Consider the following 17,954-nt stretch of genomic DNA (forward strand, 5'->3'; position numbering starts at 1 on the left):
GTGTTCCTCGATGTTTTCTTAAGGCTTCAGTGTTGTCCGGCCGGCTTCCACCGGATCATCTTCGCTTCTGCGACGGAGACGATAAAGAAGAGGATCACAGCAAGCAGGGCGGCGATGACGACCGTTGCGTAAAGCAGTGGCGAGCGGAAATTGTAGGTCGCCTCGATGATGAGTGCGCCGAGCCCGAAGCTGGAGCCGATCCATTCCGCGACGATCGCGCCCATGACACTGCTCGTTGCGGCAATCTTCAGTGCGGCGAACAGGAATGGCAACGAGCTTGGCAGACGGACCTTCCAGAGGATCTCCGAATTGCTGGCCGAAAGCACCCGCATCAGGTCCAGCATTGCGGGGCTGGCGGAGCGAAGTCCCTGCACCATGTTGACCAGCGTCGGGAAGAAGCAGATGAGGCCGGCGATGATGATCTTCGGAGCGATTCCATTGCCGAAGATCAGGACCAGGATCGGCGCAAGCGCGATGATCGGGATCGCCTTGACGAAGACCGCGATCGGATAGAAGGCCTTCTCGGCCGTCGCGCTGTGGACGAACCAGATCGCCAGCAGGATGGCGACAAGATTGCCGAAGACGAAGCCGAGGACAGCTTCCAGCACCGTCGGCAGGACGTTTCGCGTCAGTGTCGTGGCATTGTCGCGAAAGGCATAGAGAACATCAAGTGGGCTCGGCGCCATGAAGGTCGGGATCTTGAAGATCCAGATGACCGCCTGCCAGAGCACGATGCAGCCGAATGCCGCAAGGATCGCCGGCATGTGCGAGGAGAAAACTCCGACGGTTGCGTCGAGGATGGCAACCTTACGCGGCGTCTTGGCCACGCGACTGAAGTCAGAGTGCACGGCGTTGCTCATATGCATTCCTCCAGCAGCGCGCGCAGATGCGCGGTCACCTTGATGAAGTCGACCGTGTCGCGCATCGCAAGGGCGCGGGGGTAGGGAAGATCGACTTTCATGAATTCTTTCACTCTGCCGGGATGGGCCTGCAGCATAAGCACGTGCTGGCCGAGAAAGACTGCCTCCGGGATCGAATGGGTTACGAAGACGATAGTGGTGCCCGTCTCGCGCCAGATGCGTAAGAGTTCCTCGTTGAGCTTGTCACGGGTGATTTCGTCAAGAGCGCCGAATGGCTCGTCCATCAAAAGGATGCGCGGCTTGGTTACCAGGGCACGGGCGATGGCGACCCGCTGGCGCATGCCACCCGACAATTCATGCGGAAGAGCATTTTCGCGCCCCTTGAGGCCGACGAGTGCCAGCAGCTCCATGGGATCGGCATAGGCGCTCTTGTCATGCTTGCCGACTTCCAGCGGCAGGCGAACGTTGTCGATGACGCTCCGCCACGGCAGAAGCGTTGCCTCCTGAAAGACGAAGGCGAAGTCGCGCCCCTGGCGTGCGTCGCGCGGCGGCCGGCCGAATACCGAGACCAAACCGTCGCTGATATGGACAAGATCGGCGATGCAGCGCAGCAAGGTCGACTTGCCGCACCCGGACGGGCCGAGCATCGTGACGAACGATCCCTCTGGAATGTCGACAGAGACCTTCGAGAGGGCAGTGAATTCATTGCCCTTGTTGCCGAAACGAATATCCAAATCACGAATGGAGACGGCAAGTCGTGCCATTTCGGCTGTTGCCATCGGCTGTGGCTGCTTGATGGTGGCGGCGTTCATCATGACGTTCACCCGATTTGTTTGCGGATTTCGGTTGTCGCGTCGAGGATCGCCATGCTAGCGACGTCGTCTACGGTCGGTGTGGCACCTGCAAATTGCTTGAGATCGGCATAGGCTTTGATCTGTGCCGCCCAATTGTCCTTGTTCATTGCGCCCCAACCGGTCTCTTTGGTGCTGTCGCCGAAGGAGAAATCGATGACAGGCTGAACAGCCTCCAGCTCGCTTGCCTTATCGAGGTTGGGATAGGCGTCGACGAGCATATCAACGGCTTCTTCCGGATGGTCGCGCACGTAACCCCAACCCTTGGCCGCAGCCGTCGTGAAGCGCACCAGCACGTCTGCGTGTTTATCCAGCTGTTCGTCGGTCGTATAATAGACGTTGGCATAAAGCTTCAGCCCGGCGTCCCACAACATCATGTCGACGCGCTCGTCGCCAAGCACCTTCAGGGCGTTGGTGTTCGTGACCCAGCCGGTGACGGCATCGGCCTGCCCCGTCATCAACTGGTTCATGTCCGAACCCATGTTGACCATCTTCACCTTGTCTTCGGGAATGCCGTTCTGGGCCAGCAGCGCGCGCAAAAGGATGAAAGCCGTCGGTTGCGTCGCGATCGTCTTGCCGATCATGTCCTTCGGCTCGCGGATCGGCGACTTCTTCAGGGAGAAATACGCAAATGGATGCTTGCGATATCCGGCAAGGAACGCCTTGACCGGCATGCCCGCCGACCGCGCGAGCATGACGGACGGGCTTGAGGAAATTTGGCCGATCGTGGATTGACCTGCCGCAACGCCGGCGACGCCATCGACATTCGGACCGCCGGGGACGATGGTGAGATTGATGCCCTGCTCGGTGAAAAAGCCCTTCTTCTGGGCGGCGACCTCACCGATAAGGCCATTCGAGGCTAGCCAGCCGAGCTGCATGCGAACTTCGGCAACATCGGCCGCCTTGCCGGCGCGGATCCCGATAAAGGTCTGGGTTGCAGCGAGGCCGCCAACCAAGGCGGCATTGGATAGAAAACGGCGGCGATTCATCATGAATTGAGACATGCTGATAGTTCCCCTGTTGATTGGGCGATCGGACTTTTCGTCTCGTTATCCACCAATTGCCGGATGATGGGGGAATCTCGCGTTCTAATAAAGAACAATTATGCGCATTCTATATTGCCAAAAAGGCAACGATACCTGCCGTTCGTTTTAGTTGATGCCGGTGCGGAGATGCGGGGGAGCGGAAAGATATGGACATAAAGATATGCGCTTGCGCGCGGTCTTTCGGGGCACGGCCCAGGACTGGAGGCGACCGCTCCACCTGGCATGTGGGAAGGTCTCTCTGAAACGCGCGACGGTCATCTGGTCGAACGTAAAGGAAACCGTCTCCTGTGGTGGCCGTCTGCCTCATCCTGTTCCTGGTGCTCATAGGCCGTGGATGGAAAACGATCCGCCTGCTGTCGGATCTCGCCTACAGCGGGTCTTTATTGGAAAAAATTGCACTTTTCGCGCGCCGCGGGACGCCAGAGGCGCCCGCTGACATCTCAGTTGCAAAAACCGCGTTTCATCTGACTGAGACGGCCGGGAAAAATCTGTGTAACCAGTAGCGCAACGATTGATCGCTATGATTTGCTGAGGACGACGATGTAGCACGAAAAACAACGACTGAACTACGTCCTCTTCCTTGTGGCAGGATCAGGTCTTGTCATAATCGCGCGCGCCACGACGCTCTCGTTCCTTGCCATCAAGCTGCAACAGTCATTCGGTCTTGGCCCGGCCATGATTGGTGCGCTCCTGGGGATCGGCCCCCTGGTGGGTGCCGTCGCGGCTCCTTTCGCGGGCTCGCTGTCGGATAGGGTGGGGCGCAAGACCGTGCTGACGCTTACCTACATTGGGACTGGATGTGAGGGGCCATTCTGGGCCATTCGAGACGGCAACTTCGTCGCCTTCGACGGGGCGGCCTATCGGGTCCAGATGGAGAATGTCACCCTTGAGGATATCGGTTCGCATCGCGTTTCCATGTCCTCGCCATTGCCAAAAGGGAACCTTGTTACGACATTCTCGCTCAAGCACGATGATACAGTCGCCATAATCGAAGGCATTCGCCCGGTTCCAGATTTCACGCCTGAGCAATGGGCATCGGCTTATGGCGCTCAGATGCGACAAGCGTCAGAGACATTAAGAGCGAGCCCCTCATTGGTTTTATGCCCGGCTTCGAAAAGCTAGAGTAGGACTGCAATTGGCGCGATGCAGTCGTCCCCGCCTCGCAAGACAGTTCGAAACGCCTAAAGCATCTTGATCAAGTGCGCCCGGGACCCCCGCTACCCACAAGCAAAGCCAGATTGAGGGTCTCTTGCCCTGGAATTATGCCTCACTGTGATATCTGCCAGGCCGATAAAAGCCCCTGCGGGAATGATCCAGGGGCTTCGAAGACTGCCGCCATGAGTGTGGACGGCAACTTCGCCAATAGCGGCAGCGCAGACACGATGCTGGGCGGTTGTGACTCGCTCTGCAGTTCTATCAGGCCCGAAGTGGCTCTCTTCGGACTGATGATAGCCCTGCTTTCACTTAATGTCGGCCGAATGCGCGTATGCTGCTTTCAGAAAGGTTTTGGATGACCGACAGAGTTGCGGCGCTCAGGTTGCTGCGATTTATCATGTAGGCAGCACTGCGGTTCCTGGACTTTCTGCAAAGCCGGAAATCATCTTGGTCGAAGTCTCCCGCCCGGATGTGTCAAGAGTCGGGGCGTGAATTTCAAAAAATAAACAGGATTCACTTCCTCCGATATCGGCGTAAAATCCGTTCTCGCATCTCAGAAATAATTGGTTCGAACCTGCGCGGCACGCCCGCGCGGAAACCGAAGGAGTATGTCATGAGCATAAGCCGCCGCCAGTTCGTTTCAGGTTCCGCAATCGCCGCCATGGGTGCTGCCGTTCCGCTTGCTGATACTACCACTGGAAATGATGGCCCGCTCGCCGAGCAAGAGGACATCAAGGTCATGCTCGATATCATGGAGCGACAGATCGCCAAAATTCGCGAGAACATCGCCGAGAGCGAAGCAGAGCCGATCAAATCCGCCCAGACCCTGAAAATGGAAGCCTGTGTTTTCCATCACCGCGCGCATGCCCTCGCGAAAAGAGCGGATATCGTGCGGAGGCTTGCCCTTGGACAAACTCTTGCCGAGCAGCGGGATGAATATTTGCGTGCGCAAGGAGCACAGACATGGCGGCCTATCCAGAGCCCATACCTCGCAGGAACCTCTTCACGAATGGAGACGCCGAGGCCTGGGACGTTCAGGTTCACATGCTCCGCGACGTCATGAGCCCGCTACGAATCGCGCAGATTGACTATGGCATCGACCCGATCATCCGGACGCGTGGATGGCGTTTTCCGGGGCGCTCGGCATCGAGCTGACGTTCCCCCGTGCGGATGCGGTGACCATGATCAAGGTCGCTTTCCGGGATGCGGGACGGTCAAAAAGGATTGACGCATGAAGATTGTAAAAACCGGTGAAGATGCCTTTCGGATGGAAATGGATAAGACCGACGCGCGGGAGAGCCAGATCGAGAGCAGCATCCGCACCATCACCAGCATGCTGACCTATATCCAGGAGCATGGTTTCAGTCCGGAAGTGCGGGCGCAGGATAGGGCGGGATACTGGCGGTACGCCGAGGTCGAACGCTCGCTCGGATTGATCAGAGACGCGGCGGTTACGGCGCTTTTGCATATCAAGTTTCTGGATTTTCCCGAGGATGGCAGACCACCCGACAGGTCCGGTGTCCAGTAACGCTCCGAAATCGGCTATCGCTTCAACGCCGTGTCATTGATGAGAGGAGGGCGGCAATGCCAAAATACCGCATTGAGCTGAAGATCACCGTGCAGGAAATTTGGGAATGCGAGGCCGAGAATCAGGAAGACGCGGAGCTTAATTGGATGGTGAAGCCAGAGAGTTTCATTTTCGACCGTGACGAGATCGAGCAGCATCTTGTGAGGGTCTATCCGGTTGAGGAGGCGCAGTAACGATGTTGCCGGAAGAGGCGTTGCGGCAAGGTGAGCCCGCTCCATCGAACCATCTGTTTTTCCGAAATGTGGAGACTAGCGCGACATGCAAGATGTGCGTGGTACTACCCGCATCGTCTTCACGGTTGAGCATCGCGACCGCCATCGCCATGAAAAGGAGCGTCGCCGGCGAATTCGATCTATCGTCTGAAATTGCGTTCTCAGACGACCATGCCATGAAAAACGGTAATTTCCTTGAAAAAACGGGTAACAAATGGCCAATTTCATGAAATTTGAAACTTCACTGCGCCAGGAATGGGAAGTTTAACGGTGGACTGGCTCAGGAAGGGCCTGGACGCTTGCCGCAGCCGGCTGGCTGGATAGCCACAGCCGCGTCAGGCTTGTCAGCGAGCTGCGCAGAGCCGCCTGACAGTTCGTTCCGAACGGCGGCGGGTCCAGCATCCCAAAAAGCGTAGACCAGAACTAAACCGCGCAAACAATAACATAGGAGTGCCCAGTTTCATCCTCTCGGGCGCGCGGTATTGAACGTGGCGGCTTGATCGTGCGCTTTACCATCAGCGCAATTCAGCTACGATTGATTAAAATCTAATTTAAGGTTCTCCCATGCTTCTGTCAGAACCCCTGGACTCCCGCGCGGTTATGTCGATGGTGGTCCATCCAGCCCGACAATCGGGAAACGCCGCAGATACGGTACATATGTCTCTGCCGTACGCAGTCCAATCAGCGGATGGGCGACGACGGTTGGCGGATCTGCGACGAGTGCCCCCCGGCTTCACGAACGAGAAGTCTCTTCATGCCTCTCCGTAGCGCCGGGCTCCTCGTGTTCCGGAGGATTGACCGCGACGTCGAGGTGCTTCTCGTGCATCCCGGCGGCCCGTTCTGGGCGAAGAAGGACGAGGGCGCGTGGTCGATCCCGAAAGGGCTCGTCGAGTCGGGCGAAGACGATCTCGCGGCGGCGATCCGGGAGACGGACGAGGAGCTGGGCATTGCGGTCGATGGCGAGTTTCTGCCACTCGGCGCATATCGCCAGCCCGGCGGGAAGACCGTTGTCGCCTGGGCCGTCGAAGCGGACCCCAACCTCGACGTGGACGACGTCCGCAGCTCGACATTCACTATGGAGTGGCCGCCGAAGTCTGGCAGGATGAAAACCTTTCCGGAAGTTGACCGTGCCGGCTGGTTTTTCTTGAATGAAGCCGCCGCGAAGATCTTGAAGGGGCAGCGCTCCATGCTCGACAAGCTGGCCGAGCTGATTTCATAGCCAAGTGCACCGACGACCGCGATGCGCCGCACGCGTGGCAGCCATGACTTGCTTCGCACGCGATGGATCGCCATTTACACGCTACCCTGACAGACTTCACCATTAGCTACCAGTCCGCATACCCGATCGACCCGATTGCGCAACCGATCAAACGGAACCATGCTGGAGAAAAGTCATTTTGGTGATGCGAAACGTGCTCCCCACGTCCTCCAGCTCGCGGATCCCAAATATTGGAAGCTACCACGCAACTAACGCGCGAAACAGAAGCTGTGTCACGACCAGCCTGTCTGGCCAGTGGGCCGAAGGAAAACATTGCAACGAAGATGTCGGCGGATGGCGAGCCGCTGTGGAACCAACCGGTATATTCTTAGATGTTCAAATTCCCCAAGCTGTCACGCTTGTTCAAATCCCAGAATAAATTCGCTCGGGTGGTCGCAAAGACCCTTTCGACACCTGCACCGAAGCGAACCAAACCGCGGTCCAATCGCTCTAGAGGCAAGACCATTCTTGCCGAGGTCACCGGCTTCGGCAGCAATCCGGGCCGATTGATCATGAAGCTGTATGCGCCGGGGCAAGCATCCGCAAATCCGCCGCTTGTGGTCGTTCTCCACGGATGCGGGCAGACCGCTGAGAGTCTTGATGCTGCCAGCGGGTTCACTACCTTGGCTCGCAAACGCGGATTCATCCTTCTCTATCCCGAGCAGACTGAAGGCAACAACGCCCGGCGATGCTTCAATTGGTTTCGGCCAAGCGCAGTCGCTCGCGACCGCGGCGAGGTGATGTCTGTCCACCACATGATCGAACATGCTTGCGGTCGTCACCGCGTCGATCGATCCCGGATCTACATCGTCGGGCTGTCGGCAGGCGCGGCGCTGGTCTCTGCGCTTGTCGCAACCTACCCCGAGAGGTTCGCGGGCGCTGCCATGATCGCCGGCATGCCCTTCGGTGCCGCAAGGGACGCCATGTCTGCACTCCGTGCCATGCGCTCGGGTGTATCGAAAGCTCCTGGTGAGTGGGGCAGCCTTGTTCGGAATGTCTCGCCGACCGCAATGCTCTGGCCGCCGATCTCGATCTGGCAGGGATCGGGCGACAGGGTTGTCAATCCGACCAATGCCTCGTCTTCCGCGGCACAATGGCTGGATGTGACCGGTACCGGTGAGAGCGAGGGTAAAATCACCATGAAACGCTGGGGCACACTCACCAGGTGGAAATCGGCACGATCGCCCGCGGTGTCTTTGTATTCCCTGGACGGATTTGGACACGGTCTCCCGATACGTGGTGCTGCGACAGGCAAGCGACCGAACGTATCCGATCCTTACGTTCTTCAAGCGGCAATTTCCGCTCCGCTCGAACTTCTTCGGATCTGGGGCTTGAAAAAGGTGTAATCAGTGAGGCCGAGCGCTGCGTGAGGCCGACGAGGCACCGCGCCTTTTCCTCTGTGGGGGTGCAGGCCGGCGTTGTCTGCGACGCTGACGACCTCGCTCGCCACCGGCTTCCATCCGAATCGCCAAATAAAATATTAGCAAAATCTAAATCAGCGCCGCTAGTGCGGGACTGCAACACTTCCCGAAGCTTTCGAACCGAACGGTCGAGGATTGTGGCCGTTCGGCTTCTGCCAACCGGAGGGAGCGCGCCTGACGACGATCGTTTTCGGGGATGGCATGTCTCTTTCAGCGAGAGGTCGATTCCGGCATAATACTCCATGGCTGTTCCTCTCATGATGCTTGAGGCCGATCGCTCGGACCTCGTTCCAAAACATCATCATTCTGAGGGACAGCCACCCAACTGGCTACTCATGAGACGCCGGCCCATTACGGCATCTAGTCTGTGTTCGCGTTATCGGATCGCACGCCATCCTCACATATATCGAGGCAGATAATCCTTCAGCCGCCATCCTTGTCGATGAACGGATCGTCGCTGCCGTCCGTCGTCTGATTGATTTCCCGCGAGCGGTCGTGTTGGCAGAATTGCTAGCACGCGCGAACTGGTAATCAACGGGCCGTATGTCGCGGCGGATGCGGTAACGGAAGCATCTGTTCGTATTCTTCGCGTCCTCCGCGGGCGCAGGAATGGCCAGACACTTTGCCAGCGAGCTAGACTTCGAGCTCCTTTGTTCGATGGAATGAATGTGTGGTTGGCCGCGATTGCGATATGGTCGGCAGCTGGCGCAAGCCCTTTCGTTTCTTCGAGGCGGCAAGCTCCACCGATGAGCGCCTTGAACCAGTTCGAACCACCTACCGGCTCCGGCAAGTCGCGTGCATTCTACACTTACCTTGCCGTCGTTGGTTATTTGATAGCCAATGATCAATGACGAGACGGGATCGATGGTTCGGGTTCCGGCGATGATGCCCAGTTCGAAATCCACCGGACCGAAAATATGGGCGAACGTGCTCTGATCGGTGACAAGCTGCTGGCCGGCTGGGCCGAAAGCTGTTTTATGCAGCGGCACTTTTTTAAGAAATCTGCGACTTGACTGCCATTATTTGGAGTACCGATCATTACCACCCGCCCGAGATTTGATGGTCGGTAGTCCTTCAACATGGCCCTGATGACCAATCCACCCATGGAATGTCCTATCAGGTGAAGACGGCCTTCTCGGTTGCTCTCAGCCGCATCTCCGACTTCCTCAGCAACGATCTGCGCCAGCCGTTCAATGGGGTAGCGGGTCGAAGGGTAGTCAACGTTGCGGGTAATGAGCCTTGGGTCTGCAGGGCTTTTCAAACTTGCGCATGGAAGGGCTGGTCCTCCTGATGCCATGGAGAAGAACAACGGTGTCGGTCATGTCAAATGCAGTCTCTCGGTCAAAAGGAAATCAGGGAGCCCCGGGAAGCCAGGCCTGGTTCGGGGCTGGCGTGAGCTCGTGGTTGGCCGCCAATGGACGGTTCCAGGAAAGCGAACTCTATGGCCGAATGATCACACTCAGCGCCGCCTCGGTTGAAGGCCTGGTGGTGACGATAGCCCTTTCACGAACACCACCGCTATCTGCCGGGCAGCATCGTTTCGAGGACCCCATCGCGACGGACGAGCCCGTGAAAAAGCGCCGCCGCAAGATGCATCAACACAAGAGCGAAGAACGCGAAGGCAAGATAGTAATGCGCGCTCCAGAGGAGTGCGTGCAGGGTGTCGCTCTGCGGCAGTATCGGGGGGAGCCTTATGCCGCCATAGAGTACGACTGGATAAGCGGCGGCGGACAACATCGCCCACCCGATCAAGGGCATCCCTATCATCAGCACGTACAAACCTACGTGGGACAGATGGGCGGCAAGCTTCATCGGTTCCGGAAGGTTTGCGGGCAACGGTGGAGCGCCGGATATGAAGCGAACCGCGAGGCGAACCAGGGCAAGGACAAGAATGGCGATCCCTAGCGTCTTGTGCGTCAGCAAGAGCGGCACATACTGACGTCCGATGGTGGAAACCATTCCGACGCCGATGAAGAGCATTGCCAGGATGCCTATCGCCATCAGCCAGTGCAACAAGCGCTGGATGGTGGAGAATCGTGTCTTGATGCCGTCCGTCATGGCTTCGCGCTCGCTCCGGTTCGAGGATAACTGCTCGCTTCCGATGTCCGCAGATCATAGGATCTGGCATAGGCTGCCGAGCGGGCCGCGGGGAACGGATCATCGGAAAGCTTGATTCCGTCAGGCAGGATGGTCGGGTCGAAATTGATGTCTCGGCACGGGCCGTCCGCCTCCGGCTCGATTTTCTGCACGACCAGAGTTCCAGCTTCGACAGTACGCCGCCCCGGCGGCCAGGCCTTGGTAGGATCTGATATTGGATCGGAGGGATCGGCCACCGTCAGCACCAGCGTCCAATGCTGAGGCGACCTTCCAACGCGTTCGGTTATATCTTGCTCAAGATGATTGGCGCCGAGCTTGGCGAAGTCTTCGGCCGTGATCGGCGCGGCCTGCGCCTCCGGACGCAAAGACCAACGAACGGCGTGCTCTGCGCCCGACCCATCCTTGAAAATGAATGCATTGAGGCTGTTGAACGCCACCTCGGCGTAGCTGGCCGTCCAGGGAGCCTTGGTCGCCCACTCGCCGAACGCAGCGAATTCTGGATGCGCTGCCACAAATCCTTTCATCGCTTCCGGATTCTTGCTCGAGGACGCATTAAGCAAATCGTAGAAACCTTGCGGCGTGGAGACCGCGAAAACAGGCGGATCGATCAGAGCCATCCGCCAGACGTTGCCGTCAGGCGCCGAGATCTGCACGCCAACGCCCCGAACTCGAACTGTCGCATCGGCAGCATTCGGGTCCGGCGTTGCGAGGTTGAAGCGGCCAAGGACGGGGTATTGTCCGGCGGCAAGCATTGACGCCCGTGAAATTGCACTACCGTTGCCGTTCGCTTCGAATGTGCCAGTGAAGCAGACGCCCTTTGCGTGGTTCCTCCGATGTCCGAGAGCGGGGCCGCCAGGAGGCGCCAACGCACTTACGAGCTTCGTCGACGTAAGGCGGTCAGGGCTGAGCCATCCAGCAGTGTAGGCAAACGCGCCGACCCCGAAACCTACGACGGCCGCTATCAATACGAGGGATCCTAGGGCGGAACGCTGCGGGCCAGGCATCCAAGACTCTCCCTTCGTGCTCGTTCAACGCGGTGCGGGGGCTTCGATTTCAGTAGACAATGAGAAGTAGCCGGGTTCTATGCGCAGGGCGCAGAGGGAAGATGCCACCGTCGAGCTGCCAGGTCAAACCCTCGCCGCGAACAGTCTAAGAGCTCGGCCAGCGTGCCGAGGGTTTGCATCAAGATTGCGGTGCATCTCCGGCTGCCCTTCCTCACGCCCTCGTGTGACGCGAATTCCCGCTTTCCCCACGCGTATCCGCGCGTCGCGATGCTGAAAGCTCCGATACGCTTCTTTATCAGCAATCCTGTTGGATCGATGCATATGGCGGGGTCGGGTCTGCAGAGTATGGGGTTTGCTGCCTCACCTGAACGTCGACTGGTGGGAGGGTGATGCTCTACCGCTTCCGTCCAACGGAGGTGCATCGCTCGTCATCATCGAACTCTTTCGACAAGGTGTTCACAACGAGCAACAGTTGAAAGCGCTCGTCTGTGCGGCCCGTGGAGGTGCGAATTCCTTCAAAGCGAAGAGGTATCGCCAAGTTGTTTGAAGCAAGTTGCGCGCGACCAACTGGACCGAGCTCAGGCGGTCATTTCTGCGGTGTAGTCATGCCAGAGGGCAGCATCCGCCCTGGCGTGACGGCAAGACGCGGCGTTGATTTTGTGGCGGCGGGGCCGGAAGATCAGATTGATCTGGTCGTGGGCAGCGAGAAACCTCTGTGCTTGCCGCGGTGACTTGAACCGGCCGAATATCTTCTCCCGCTTTCGTGTCGGCCTGTGAGACTTCGAACGCATTATTGAGTCCTTTGTGCGCCCGATGCTCGGCGCCTGCCGCGAGGGTTCGGATCGGCTTGATGTAGCTGCGGAATTGACACAAATGGCGTGAGCGATCGCGGCAGGTTCCGGCCCGAAGCGGTCATGATTCGAGGGCGATAACGTGAGGCGATTGATGGTCGCACTCTTCGCCCCAACCCCATAATTTGATTTGGCCAGCGTTTAGTTTTTCGAACGCATCAGGCATGATAGGGCAGGGCAGAGTTTCGCTTGGGATATTTTCTTTATCTTTCGCTGGATGGCACCGCATATCGAACGAAAGGCCTTCCAATCCACGCTGTCGATATATACGTCTGAAAATATCGAGCGCTGCCGAACGCTTTTTTCCTCCCATGAAGTTATCCTCGTATCGGCTAGACAGCCATTTTGGTTGTTGTTGCGGATGACATTTATAGCGGCCGGGCTGTGCAAGACGTTGCGGCCCACAGCACCGAGTTCTCGTTGAGTTTCATCGGTAAAGGTGATGTGTTCACCGTAGGGAACTCCGCCGACATTTTCGGGCCATGCTACAAGTGTGGAGCGACCCTCGTAATAGCATTCGACAATATCGTCCCACGATACAAACCATTGGTTGGCCTGGTCGGGAACGGAGTAACTTTCGAAAATCCTCATCTCCGGCGTATCGAAGAGCCACCGCCACACTTGCAAAATATCGGCATCGGTGCCGAAAAACGAGGATTGCATTGTGGTATCTCCATAAATGCAGGCGATAAGGGCCATTCGGCGACTAATGCCGAAATATCTTAAGAAGACTATTCCTTACGTCAACGACCGCAAATGGCGCACAGCCGACGCGCCGCCACAGAGCCAAAGCGCCCGCAAGACGGTCGTAACGGTCGTCATCTATCGAGCCAGAGAGCGGACATTTTCATACCGCAACCTGCTCTCATTTTTGATCCTTTTACTTGGCAGCGCTTCGCGGTATAATTAGAGAAAGCTAAAATAGTAAGTGGGACGGCCGTCAAAACAGAAACCTTCCGTCTTTGGGCCGGGGATCAACTATGGGGGTCGAAAATGCTTAGCGGCTTTAGCAGGGCCTGCGCGCTAATCCTTTTGTCAGGGAACTTCGCTTTCGCCCAATCGGATCAGATAGAGCCAAACGCTGGAATGTGGAAGACGTGGGTAATCACGTCGGGCAAAGACTTCCGAGTCTCGCCCCCACCGGATACTTCCGCAACTGAGTTGGAGCAGGTCCGCGAACTTGTCGCAAAGAACGATGCGCAGGTCGCCGCCAAGATCACATTCTGGGACGCTGGCTCGCCCGGCTATCGATGGATCGACCTGGTCAACAACCGTCTTCTCGCAAACCAGACGATTCCCAATGCGCATCGCGTCTACACCTATTTGACGATGGCGGTCTACGACGCCACCATCGCGGCTTGGGAGTCGAAATACTTCTACAATCGCCCCCGCCCGAGCGAGGTGGATACGACACTGCCGACTGCGCTACCTACGCCTCGGAGTCCTGCTTATCCATCCGAACACGCGGCAGCCGCTGGAGCCGCCGCGACCGTTCTTGCCTATTTCTTTCCCGACGAGGCGTTGTCGTTCCAGGCGATGGCCGAAGAAGCCGCACAGTCGCGTGTCCTTGCCGGGGTCCAGTTCCCAAGCGACTCTTCTGCCGGCCTCGAACTGGGGCGACGCGTGGCAGAGCAGGTGATTGCGCGGGCAAAGGTCGACGGCTCCGATGCCGTCTGGACTGGCACGGTGCCGACCGGGCCGTGCATGTGGGTCGGAGACAAACCCGCCAATGCAACCATGCCAAACTGGAGGCCGATCCTGCTCGAGACAGCCGATGAATTCAGGCCACCGCCTCCGCCCGACTGCAAGTCTGCGGCCGTGAAGGCCGAGACGGATGCAGTCCGCCAGTTTGAGCGAAAATTCCCCCACAGCTACAAGGCGTTCTACTGGCAAAGCCCATCCGGCCTGTTCACCGACTGGTATGACTATGCCAGTAAGTGGATGTTCGAGGACAAGACGGATTCGAACCCTCCGCGCGCCGCACGGGCTTACGCGATGCTCGCAACGGTCTACTACGACGCCTACATTGCAAGCAACGACGGGAAATACGCTTATTGGTACCTGCGACCCAACATGCTTGACCCGAGCATCACTCCCCTGTTCGCAGTGCCGGCCCATCCCAGTTATCCGTCGAATCACTCCACGTTGTCGACTGCCCGATGCGAGGTGCTTGCCTATCTGTTCCCCGACCAGGCGGAGTTCATCCGAACGGTCGGCAAGGAAGCGGGCGATTCCCGCATCTGGGCCGGCATCCACTATGAAATGGACAACCGGGGCCGGTGCCGCACTTGGCAAAGCAGTCGCCGCGAAATTCATCGAGCGGGCAAAAAAAGACGGGGCAGACTAGCGGAAGGGCCGCTAGCCTTTCTCCTGAAATGTCGCAATCCTAAGCGAGGGGTTCTCGGTGGAACGTTCCGTTCACTCAGCAGCCGACGTGCGAGGCAGCAACGTTTCTCAAACGATGCGGATGCGGCGCGTCACCTGGCCATTGCTTTCCCAGTATGTGTGCTTTTTGGCGATCAAGGGATCGTCCATCGCCGGTTGAATTTGCCCTGCGGTACTGATCGCGCGCGAGGTCACCGTGTGTTCTCCAGGCGAGGGATTTGGCCAATCCAGTGACCAAATCTTCCAGGCGTATTCGGCCTCCTCGCTGTGATCGATGACTGCCGGCATCCAGGGCCCTTGATCGATTTTCAGTTCGACCCGGTCGATCGGTGCACCCCAGGCTGCGCCGACGACCCGGTGACCCGAGTCGTTGCGCGTGACCTTCGCGGGCGCGGATTTCAGCAAGGCCCGGCCGACCGAGGTCTCGGCCCACACGGTCTCGCCGTTGTGCTCTTCCTCCCGGATGGTGACATAGTCGCGGCCCATCAGCAGGCTCATGAAGCGGGTGTCGCGAACCTCGATGCCCTTCAACCACTTGACGTTGGCGATCCCGTACCAGCCCGGAGTTATCAGCCGCAGCGGGAAACCGCTGGGGGCAGGCAGGGGCGCCCCGTTCATTTCGTAGCAGAGCAGGTTGTCGGGGTTCATCGCGTCGGCGAGCGACATGCTGCGAGCGAAGTTCTGTTGCATCTTGATGTCGCGAATCGTGACCTCGCCTTTGTCGGTGCCGAAGAAGACGACCTCGATGCCACTATCAAGGACCCCGGCTTCCTGGAGGATCGGGGCAAGCGGCGTGCCTGCCCAGCGGGCATTGCCTATGCCGCCGGTGAAGAAGGGGAAGCCGTGGTTGCCGGAGCATTCCACGGTGAAAACTACCTCCTGCCGCGGCCGCGCTTTGATGTCGGCGAGCGTCAGTTTCAAGGGCTTCTTGACCAGCCCTCCGATGTCGAGGGACCAGGCCTTGTCGTCAATCGTCGGTCGATCGAAATGCGAGATGCTGAAAAACCTGTCGTTCGGAGTTATGAAGGCGTCCAAATCCTCCCAGACAAGCTGGGTTTGAATCCCTACCGGATCGGGACTTTCCGTCGGCTGATCGAGCCATGGAATGACTTTCTCGCCCGGCCGCGTCGGAAAAGCGTAGGCCAGCGGCGAATAAAGACCCGCGATTCCGGCGAGAACCGCGCTTCCCTGAACGATGAATTCTCTGCGTTGAAGAACAGGCATGGTTTTCCCTCCACATGCATCCGGAACGAACTGCAGCGGGCCATCCGCCGCAGCCTGGGCACGGATATGCGCACAATGTCTTACCTCACCCGGAAATTTTCGGAGCAAGGTCAAGCGTCAGTTGCGCATTCAAACATGCAGCGCCGGACGGTTTTCTAGCTTGCGTCTCCTATTTCAAAATTGCGCCTTTACAAGAGAAGAGTCCATAGCCGTCGAATCGCCGAGTTCAAGGCAAGCGTCGATATTCAGGATCGACTGCGAGGCTGCTTTGGCCGAGACGCGTCCTCGCGTCATCACCAGCAAAGGTCCGGAAGAGAGGCGTTGGCTCATAGTAAGGGGGAGGTGGCGGATAAGGGCTATATGGATCGTCATAATAGTAGCCGTCGTAATCGTCGTACGGCTCGTAGACCTGGGCTTGAGCGTTGAAGACCGTCAGCAAAAGGGCCGCAGCGAGGAATGCCAGCAATCTCATTTTATGCCATCCGCCTGTTATACAAGCATGATTGGGCGGAATTTCTGTGGCGGCACTATGGCAGGAAAGCGCTAAGAACGGTGTAGAGAGGATCACCGCCCTCGAACTCTGAGGTCGAGCCCGCTGACTGGTGAAAGCTTGTTGAATAGCAATTCGGCTTTCTCCATTTCCATGATGAAGAATGCTTTTCCCAGCGACTTCGCACCGAGTCCTTCAATTGCTGCAGTTTTAAAGGCAGTTTCTGCAGTTGCGGCGCCTGAACGATCACCGAATCTAGCTTTTCGGATTATTTTCCAGCCAATCTTTGAAGTCTCGGGGAAGCTGATGTTGAGCGCTTTCAAGCGATTCTTTAGATCACCGCTGATGCCAATTTTAACGAGCCCAAAACCCCGAGGCACCGGACGAGCAGCAAGAAGCTCCGGCGAAGATGGGAAGTGCGCAAGGTAAAGGTCATGCGGCCTGTCCTGAACTTCAAATGCCCGATCTCCGAACGCGCCGAAGATACCATGTGATGGCTTGAGGAGTTTCGATAACGGCATAGTCCCAGCCGAACCATTTCCCGTCTTTCGCGGCGGCTCGCCAAACACACTTGTTTCTCTGAAGGGAACTTTCTCAAATAGCCAATGTGCTTCGTCAGCGGCTAACCACGTCCCAAATCTTGCGATGTAGCGGCCGTTCACCGAGTCGTAGCTATTTGGAAAAACTTGCTTGATGTCCAAGGCGTGGCTCGTGCGCCATGCCCTGCGCACGGGCACCGCAAACCGCCACTTGTCTTGACGGCCCAAGGCTATGTTTCGACGCTTTGCGGCCTCGCTCATCTTTTCCCAGGAGTCGATGGGCGTTTTTTCGACTTCAAGGATGCCCAAAAGTTGGTGGACCAGCCTTGTATCTGTCTCAGGGCTGGCAGCACCGTAGATGCAAACCAACTGCCGGTCTCCGATGAGCCCAAACAATCGGTCTCGATCTTTTCTGTCCGTGAAACCTAGAACGCCTTCCTCTTCAGGAGCGAAGCCCCAGAAACCAGTGAGCCAGATCGATGAGGAACTATCGAGGTCTTGCATGTTAAAAAGTCGCCTAGAAAGGGACTTCTACCGAATCTCTGAGTGGTCGCTATTCCACCAAACGTCTCGGCTCTACGATCGTGCTGCGGCCAAAGCATCAAGCATGATCGCCACCCTCGCAAGGTCATCTTCGTTCAAAGCCTCGGCCGCTGACGAGATGCGTTCTTGGAGTTTTTGCTTGGCGCTTTTCGTGGCCCTCTCTGGTTTGTCTGATAGGAGTTCATCCAGACTTGTCATCAGAACCGACGATATTTTTACAAGCGTAGCGAGATCCGGCTGCCTGGTTCCGGAGATGTAATTTCCATATCTGCGTTCACTCAAACCGACGCGTCGAGCGACCTCGGCGTTTGAAATTCCAAGCTGTTCGGCTCGCTTTTTGAGGTTCGAAGAAAAAGTCTCCATGCCCACATTTTGTTCATGACGGGCACCACGGGTCCATGTACAATACGTTGTGAAATTAAAGAACAAA

At 57.6% G+C, this 17,954-nt stretch carries 19 protein-coding genes and 4 pseudogenes; 11 read left to right on the plus strand and 12 right to left on the minus strand.

From position 1 onward, the window contains the following. Positions 1-26 precede the first annotated feature (26 nt). From J2X71_RS19455 to J2X71_RS19465, 3 genes are read right to left on the minus strand one after another with little or no spacing between them, the layout of a single operon-like run. Positions 27-860, minus strand: coding sequence for an ABC transporter permease (locus tag J2X71_RS19455; protein WP_310384032.1), 834 nt, complete (start codon positions 858-860; stop codon positions 27-29). Continuing rightward, a complete protein-coding gene (locus J2X71_RS19460; RefSeq protein ID WP_310384034.1) occupies positions 857-1,675 on the minus strand; it encodes an ABC transporter ATP-binding protein in 819 nt (272 codons plus the stop codon). Before J2X71_RS19460 ends, J2X71_RS19455 begins: the two co-directional genes overlap by 4 nt. 5 nt (positions 1,676-1,680) lie before the next feature. Next, positions 1,681-2,715 carry an ABC transporter substrate-binding protein gene (locus J2X71_RS19465; protein WP_310384037.1) on the minus strand — a complete coding sequence of 345 codons (1,035 nt, stop codon included), beginning with the start codon at positions 2,713-2,715 and terminating at the stop codon, positions 1,681-1,683. Positions 2,716-3,044: 329 nt separating this feature from the next. On the opposite strand from J2X71_RS19465, the gene J2X71_RS19470 reads away from it, so the two are divergent. The 10 genes and pseudogenes from J2X71_RS19470 to J2X71_RS19515 all read left to right on the plus strand — a co-directional run bounded on the left by J2X71_RS19470 (position 3,045) and on the right by J2X71_RS19515 (position 9,028). Next, the gene (locus tag J2X71_RS19470) at positions 3,045-3,260 is read left to right on the plus strand and encodes a hypothetical protein (protein WP_310384039.1); all 216 of its coding nucleotides are present in this window, start codon (positions 3,045-3,047) and stop codon (positions 3,258-3,260) included. Positions 3,261-3,339: 79 nt separating this feature from the next. After that, positions 3,340-3,879: an MFS transporter gene (locus tag J2X71_RS19475; RefSeq protein ID WP_310384041.1), complete on the plus strand. Its 540-nt coding sequence runs from the start codon at positions 3,340-3,342 to the stop codon at positions 3,877-3,879. A gap of 345 nt (positions 3,880-4,224) precedes the next feature. Next, the gene (locus tag J2X71_RS19480; RefSeq protein ID WP_310384043.1) at positions 4,225-4,404 is read left to right on the plus strand and encodes a GrpB family protein; all 180 of its coding nucleotides are present in this window, start codon (positions 4,225-4,227) and stop codon (positions 4,402-4,404) included. A gap of 121 nt (positions 4,405-4,525) precedes the next feature. Continuing rightward, on the plus strand, positions 4,526-4,975 hold the full coding sequence (locus J2X71_RS19485) for a hypothetical protein (RefSeq protein ID WP_310384045.1): 450 nt from the start codon (positions 4,526-4,528) through the stop codon (positions 4,973-4,975). Between the two features lie 168 nt (positions 4,976-5,143). Continuing rightward, a complete protein-coding gene (locus J2X71_RS19490) occupies positions 5,144-5,440 on the plus strand; it encodes a hypothetical protein (protein WP_310384049.1) in 297 nt (98 codons plus the stop codon). A 56-nt stretch (positions 5,441-5,496) separates the two neighbouring features. After that, on the plus strand, positions 5,497-5,673 hold the full coding sequence (locus J2X71_RS19495) for a hypothetical protein (protein WP_310384051.1): 177 nt from the start codon (positions 5,497-5,499) through the stop codon (positions 5,671-5,673). 2 nt (positions 5,674-5,675) lie between these two features. Continuing rightward, positions 5,676-5,942, plus strand: coding sequence for a hypothetical protein (locus J2X71_RS19500; protein WP_310384053.1), 267 nt, complete (start codon positions 5,676-5,678; stop codon positions 5,940-5,942). A 524-nt stretch (positions 5,943-6,466) separates the two neighbouring features. Then, the gene (locus J2X71_RS19505; protein WP_310384054.1) at positions 6,467-6,931 is read left to right on the plus strand and encodes an NUDIX domain-containing protein; all 465 of its coding nucleotides are present in this window, start codon (positions 6,467-6,469) and stop codon (positions 6,929-6,931) included. A gap of 371 nt (positions 6,932-7,302) precedes the next feature. Next, positions 7,303-8,316, plus strand: coding sequence for a PHB depolymerase family esterase (locus J2X71_RS19510; RefSeq protein ID WP_310384055.1), 1,014 nt, complete (start codon positions 7,303-7,305; stop codon positions 8,314-8,316). 442 nt (positions 8,317-8,758) lie between these two features. Beyond that, positions 8,759-9,028, plus strand: a pseudogene (locus J2X71_RS19515) (type II toxin-antitoxin system RelE/ParE family toxin). Between the two features lie 207 nt (positions 9,029-9,235). Here J2X71_RS19515 and J2X71_RS19520 read toward each other — a convergent pair. The 5 genes and pseudogenes from J2X71_RS19520 to J2X71_RS19540 all read right to left on the minus strand — a co-directional run bounded on the left by J2X71_RS19520 (position 9,236) and on the right by J2X71_RS19540 (position 13,006). Then, a complete protein-coding gene (locus J2X71_RS19520) occupies positions 9,236-9,688 on the minus strand; it encodes an esterase/lipase family protein (protein WP_405049735.1) in 453 nt (150 codons plus the stop codon). Positions 9,689-9,909: 221 nt separating this feature from the next. Beyond that, complete coding sequence (locus J2X71_RS19525; RefSeq protein WP_310384057.1) at positions 9,910-10,449, minus strand: cytochrome b; 540 nt, start codon at positions 10,447-10,449, stop codon at positions 9,910-9,912. Further along, positions 10,446-11,492, minus strand: a complete 1,047-nt coding sequence (locus tag J2X71_RS19530) for a catalase family peroxidase (RefSeq protein ID WP_310384060.1) — start codon at positions 11,490-11,492, stop codon at positions 10,446-10,448. The genes J2X71_RS19525 and J2X71_RS19530 overlap by 4 nt, the downstream gene beginning before the upstream one ends. Positions 11,493-12,070: 578 nt before the next feature. Then, positions 12,071-12,359, minus strand: a pseudogene (locus J2X71_RS19535) (DDE-type integrase/transposase/recombinase); the annotation flags it as partial. Positions 12,360-12,484: 125 nt separating this feature from the next. Continuing rightward, positions 12,485-13,006, minus strand: coding sequence for a hypothetical protein (locus J2X71_RS19540; protein ID WP_310384062.1), 522 nt, complete (start codon positions 13,004-13,006; stop codon positions 12,485-12,487). A 666-nt stretch (positions 13,007-13,672) separates the two neighbouring features. Between J2X71_RS19540 and J2X71_RS19545 the strand changes: the two are divergent. Then, positions 13,673-13,909: pseudogene (locus J2X71_RS19545) on the plus strand (phosphatase PAP2 family protein); the annotation flags it as partial. Positions 13,910-14,797: 888 nt separating this feature from the next. Here J2X71_RS19545 and J2X71_RS19550 read toward each other — a convergent pair. The 4 genes and pseudogenes from J2X71_RS19550 to J2X71_RS19565 all read right to left on the minus strand — a co-directional run bounded on the left by J2X71_RS19550 (position 14,798) and on the right by J2X71_RS19565 (position 17,887). Further along, entirely contained in the window at positions 14,798-15,952 is a 1,155-nt protein-coding gene (locus J2X71_RS19550; RefSeq protein WP_310384064.1) for a sulfite oxidase, read from the minus strand. Positions 15,953-16,259: 307 nt separating this feature from the next. Next, positions 16,260-16,424: pseudogene (locus tag J2X71_RS19555) on the minus strand (L,D-transpeptidase); the annotation flags it as partial. A 92-nt stretch (positions 16,425-16,516) separates the two neighbouring features. Next, positions 16,517-17,485 carry a GIY-YIG nuclease family protein gene (locus tag J2X71_RS19560; protein WP_310384065.1) on the minus strand — a complete coding sequence of 323 codons (969 nt, stop codon included), beginning with the start codon at positions 17,483-17,485 and terminating at the stop codon, positions 16,517-16,519. 72 nt (positions 17,486-17,557) lie between these two features. Next, positions 17,558-17,887: a helix-turn-helix transcriptional regulator gene (locus tag J2X71_RS19565; RefSeq protein WP_310384067.1), complete on the minus strand. Its 330-nt coding sequence runs from the start codon at positions 17,885-17,887 to the stop codon at positions 17,558-17,560. Positions 17,888-17,954 lie beyond the last annotated feature (67 nt).

The organism is Rhizobium sp. 1399 (assembly GCF_031455475.1).
Taxonomy (GTDB): domain Bacteria; phylum Pseudomonadota; class Alphaproteobacteria; order Rhizobiales; family Rhizobiaceae; genus Rhizobium.

Coding starts and splice junctions, on each gene's coding strand:
- J2X71_RS19455 (WP_310384032.1), bottom strand. CDS start 860: ATGAGCAACGCCGTGCACTCTGACTTCAGTCGCGTGGCCAAGACGCCG.
- J2X71_RS19460 (WP_310384034.1), bottom strand. CDS start 1,675: ATGATGAACGCCGCCACCATCAAGCAGCCACAGCCGATGGCAACAGCC.
- J2X71_RS19465 (WP_310384037.1), bottom strand. CDS start 2,715: ATGTCTCAATTCATGATGAATCGCCGCCGTTTTCTATCCAATGCCGCC.
- J2X71_RS19480 (WP_310384043.1), top strand. CDS start 4,225: ATGTCGGCCGAATGCGCGTATGCTGCTTTCAGAAAGGTTTTGGATGAC.
- J2X71_RS19485 (WP_310384045.1), top strand. CDS start 4,526: ATGAGCATAAGCCGCCGCCAGTTCGTTTCAGGTTCCGCAATCGCCGCC.
- J2X71_RS19490 (WP_310384049.1), top strand. CDS start 5,144: ATGAAGATTGTAAAAACCGGTGAAGATGCCTTTCGGATGGAAATGGAT.
- J2X71_RS19495 (WP_310384051.1), top strand. CDS start 5,497: ATGCCAAAATACCGCATTGAGCTGAAGATCACCGTGCAGGAAATTTGG.
- J2X71_RS19500 (WP_310384053.1), top strand. CDS start 5,676: ATGTTGCCGGAAGAGGCGTTGCGGCAAGGTGAGCCCGCTCCATCGAAC.
- J2X71_RS19505 (WP_310384054.1), top strand. CDS start 6,467: ATGCCTCTCCGTAGCGCCGGGCTCCTCGTGTTCCGGAGGATTGACCGC.
- J2X71_RS19510 (WP_310384055.1), top strand. CDS start 7,303: ATGTTCAAATTCCCCAAGCTGTCACGCTTGTTCAAATCCCAGAATAAA.
- J2X71_RS19520 (WP_405049735.1), bottom strand. CDS start 9,688: ATGGCATCAGGAGGACCAGCCCTTCCATGCGCAAGTTTGAAAAGCCCT.
- J2X71_RS19525 (WP_310384057.1), bottom strand. CDS start 10,449: ATGACGGACGGCATCAAGACACGATTCTCCACCATCCAGCGCTTGTTG.
- J2X71_RS19530 (WP_310384060.1), bottom strand. CDS start 11,492: ATGCCTGGCCCGCAGCGTTCCGCCCTAGGATCCCTCGTATTGATAGCG.
- J2X71_RS19540 (WP_310384062.1), bottom strand. CDS start 13,006: ATGCAATCCTCGTTTTTCGGCACCGATGCCGATATTTTGCAAGTGTGG.
- J2X71_RS19550 (WP_310384064.1), bottom strand. CDS start 15,952: ATGCCTGTTCTTCAACGCAGAGAATTCATCGTTCAGGGAAGCGCGGTT.
- J2X71_RS19560 (WP_310384065.1), bottom strand. CDS start 17,485: ATGCAAGACCTCGATAGTTCCTCATCGATCTGGCTCACTGGTTTCTGG.
- J2X71_RS19565 (WP_310384067.1), bottom strand. CDS start 17,887: ATGGAGACTTTTTCTTCGAACCTCAAAAAGCGAGCCGAACAGCTTGGA.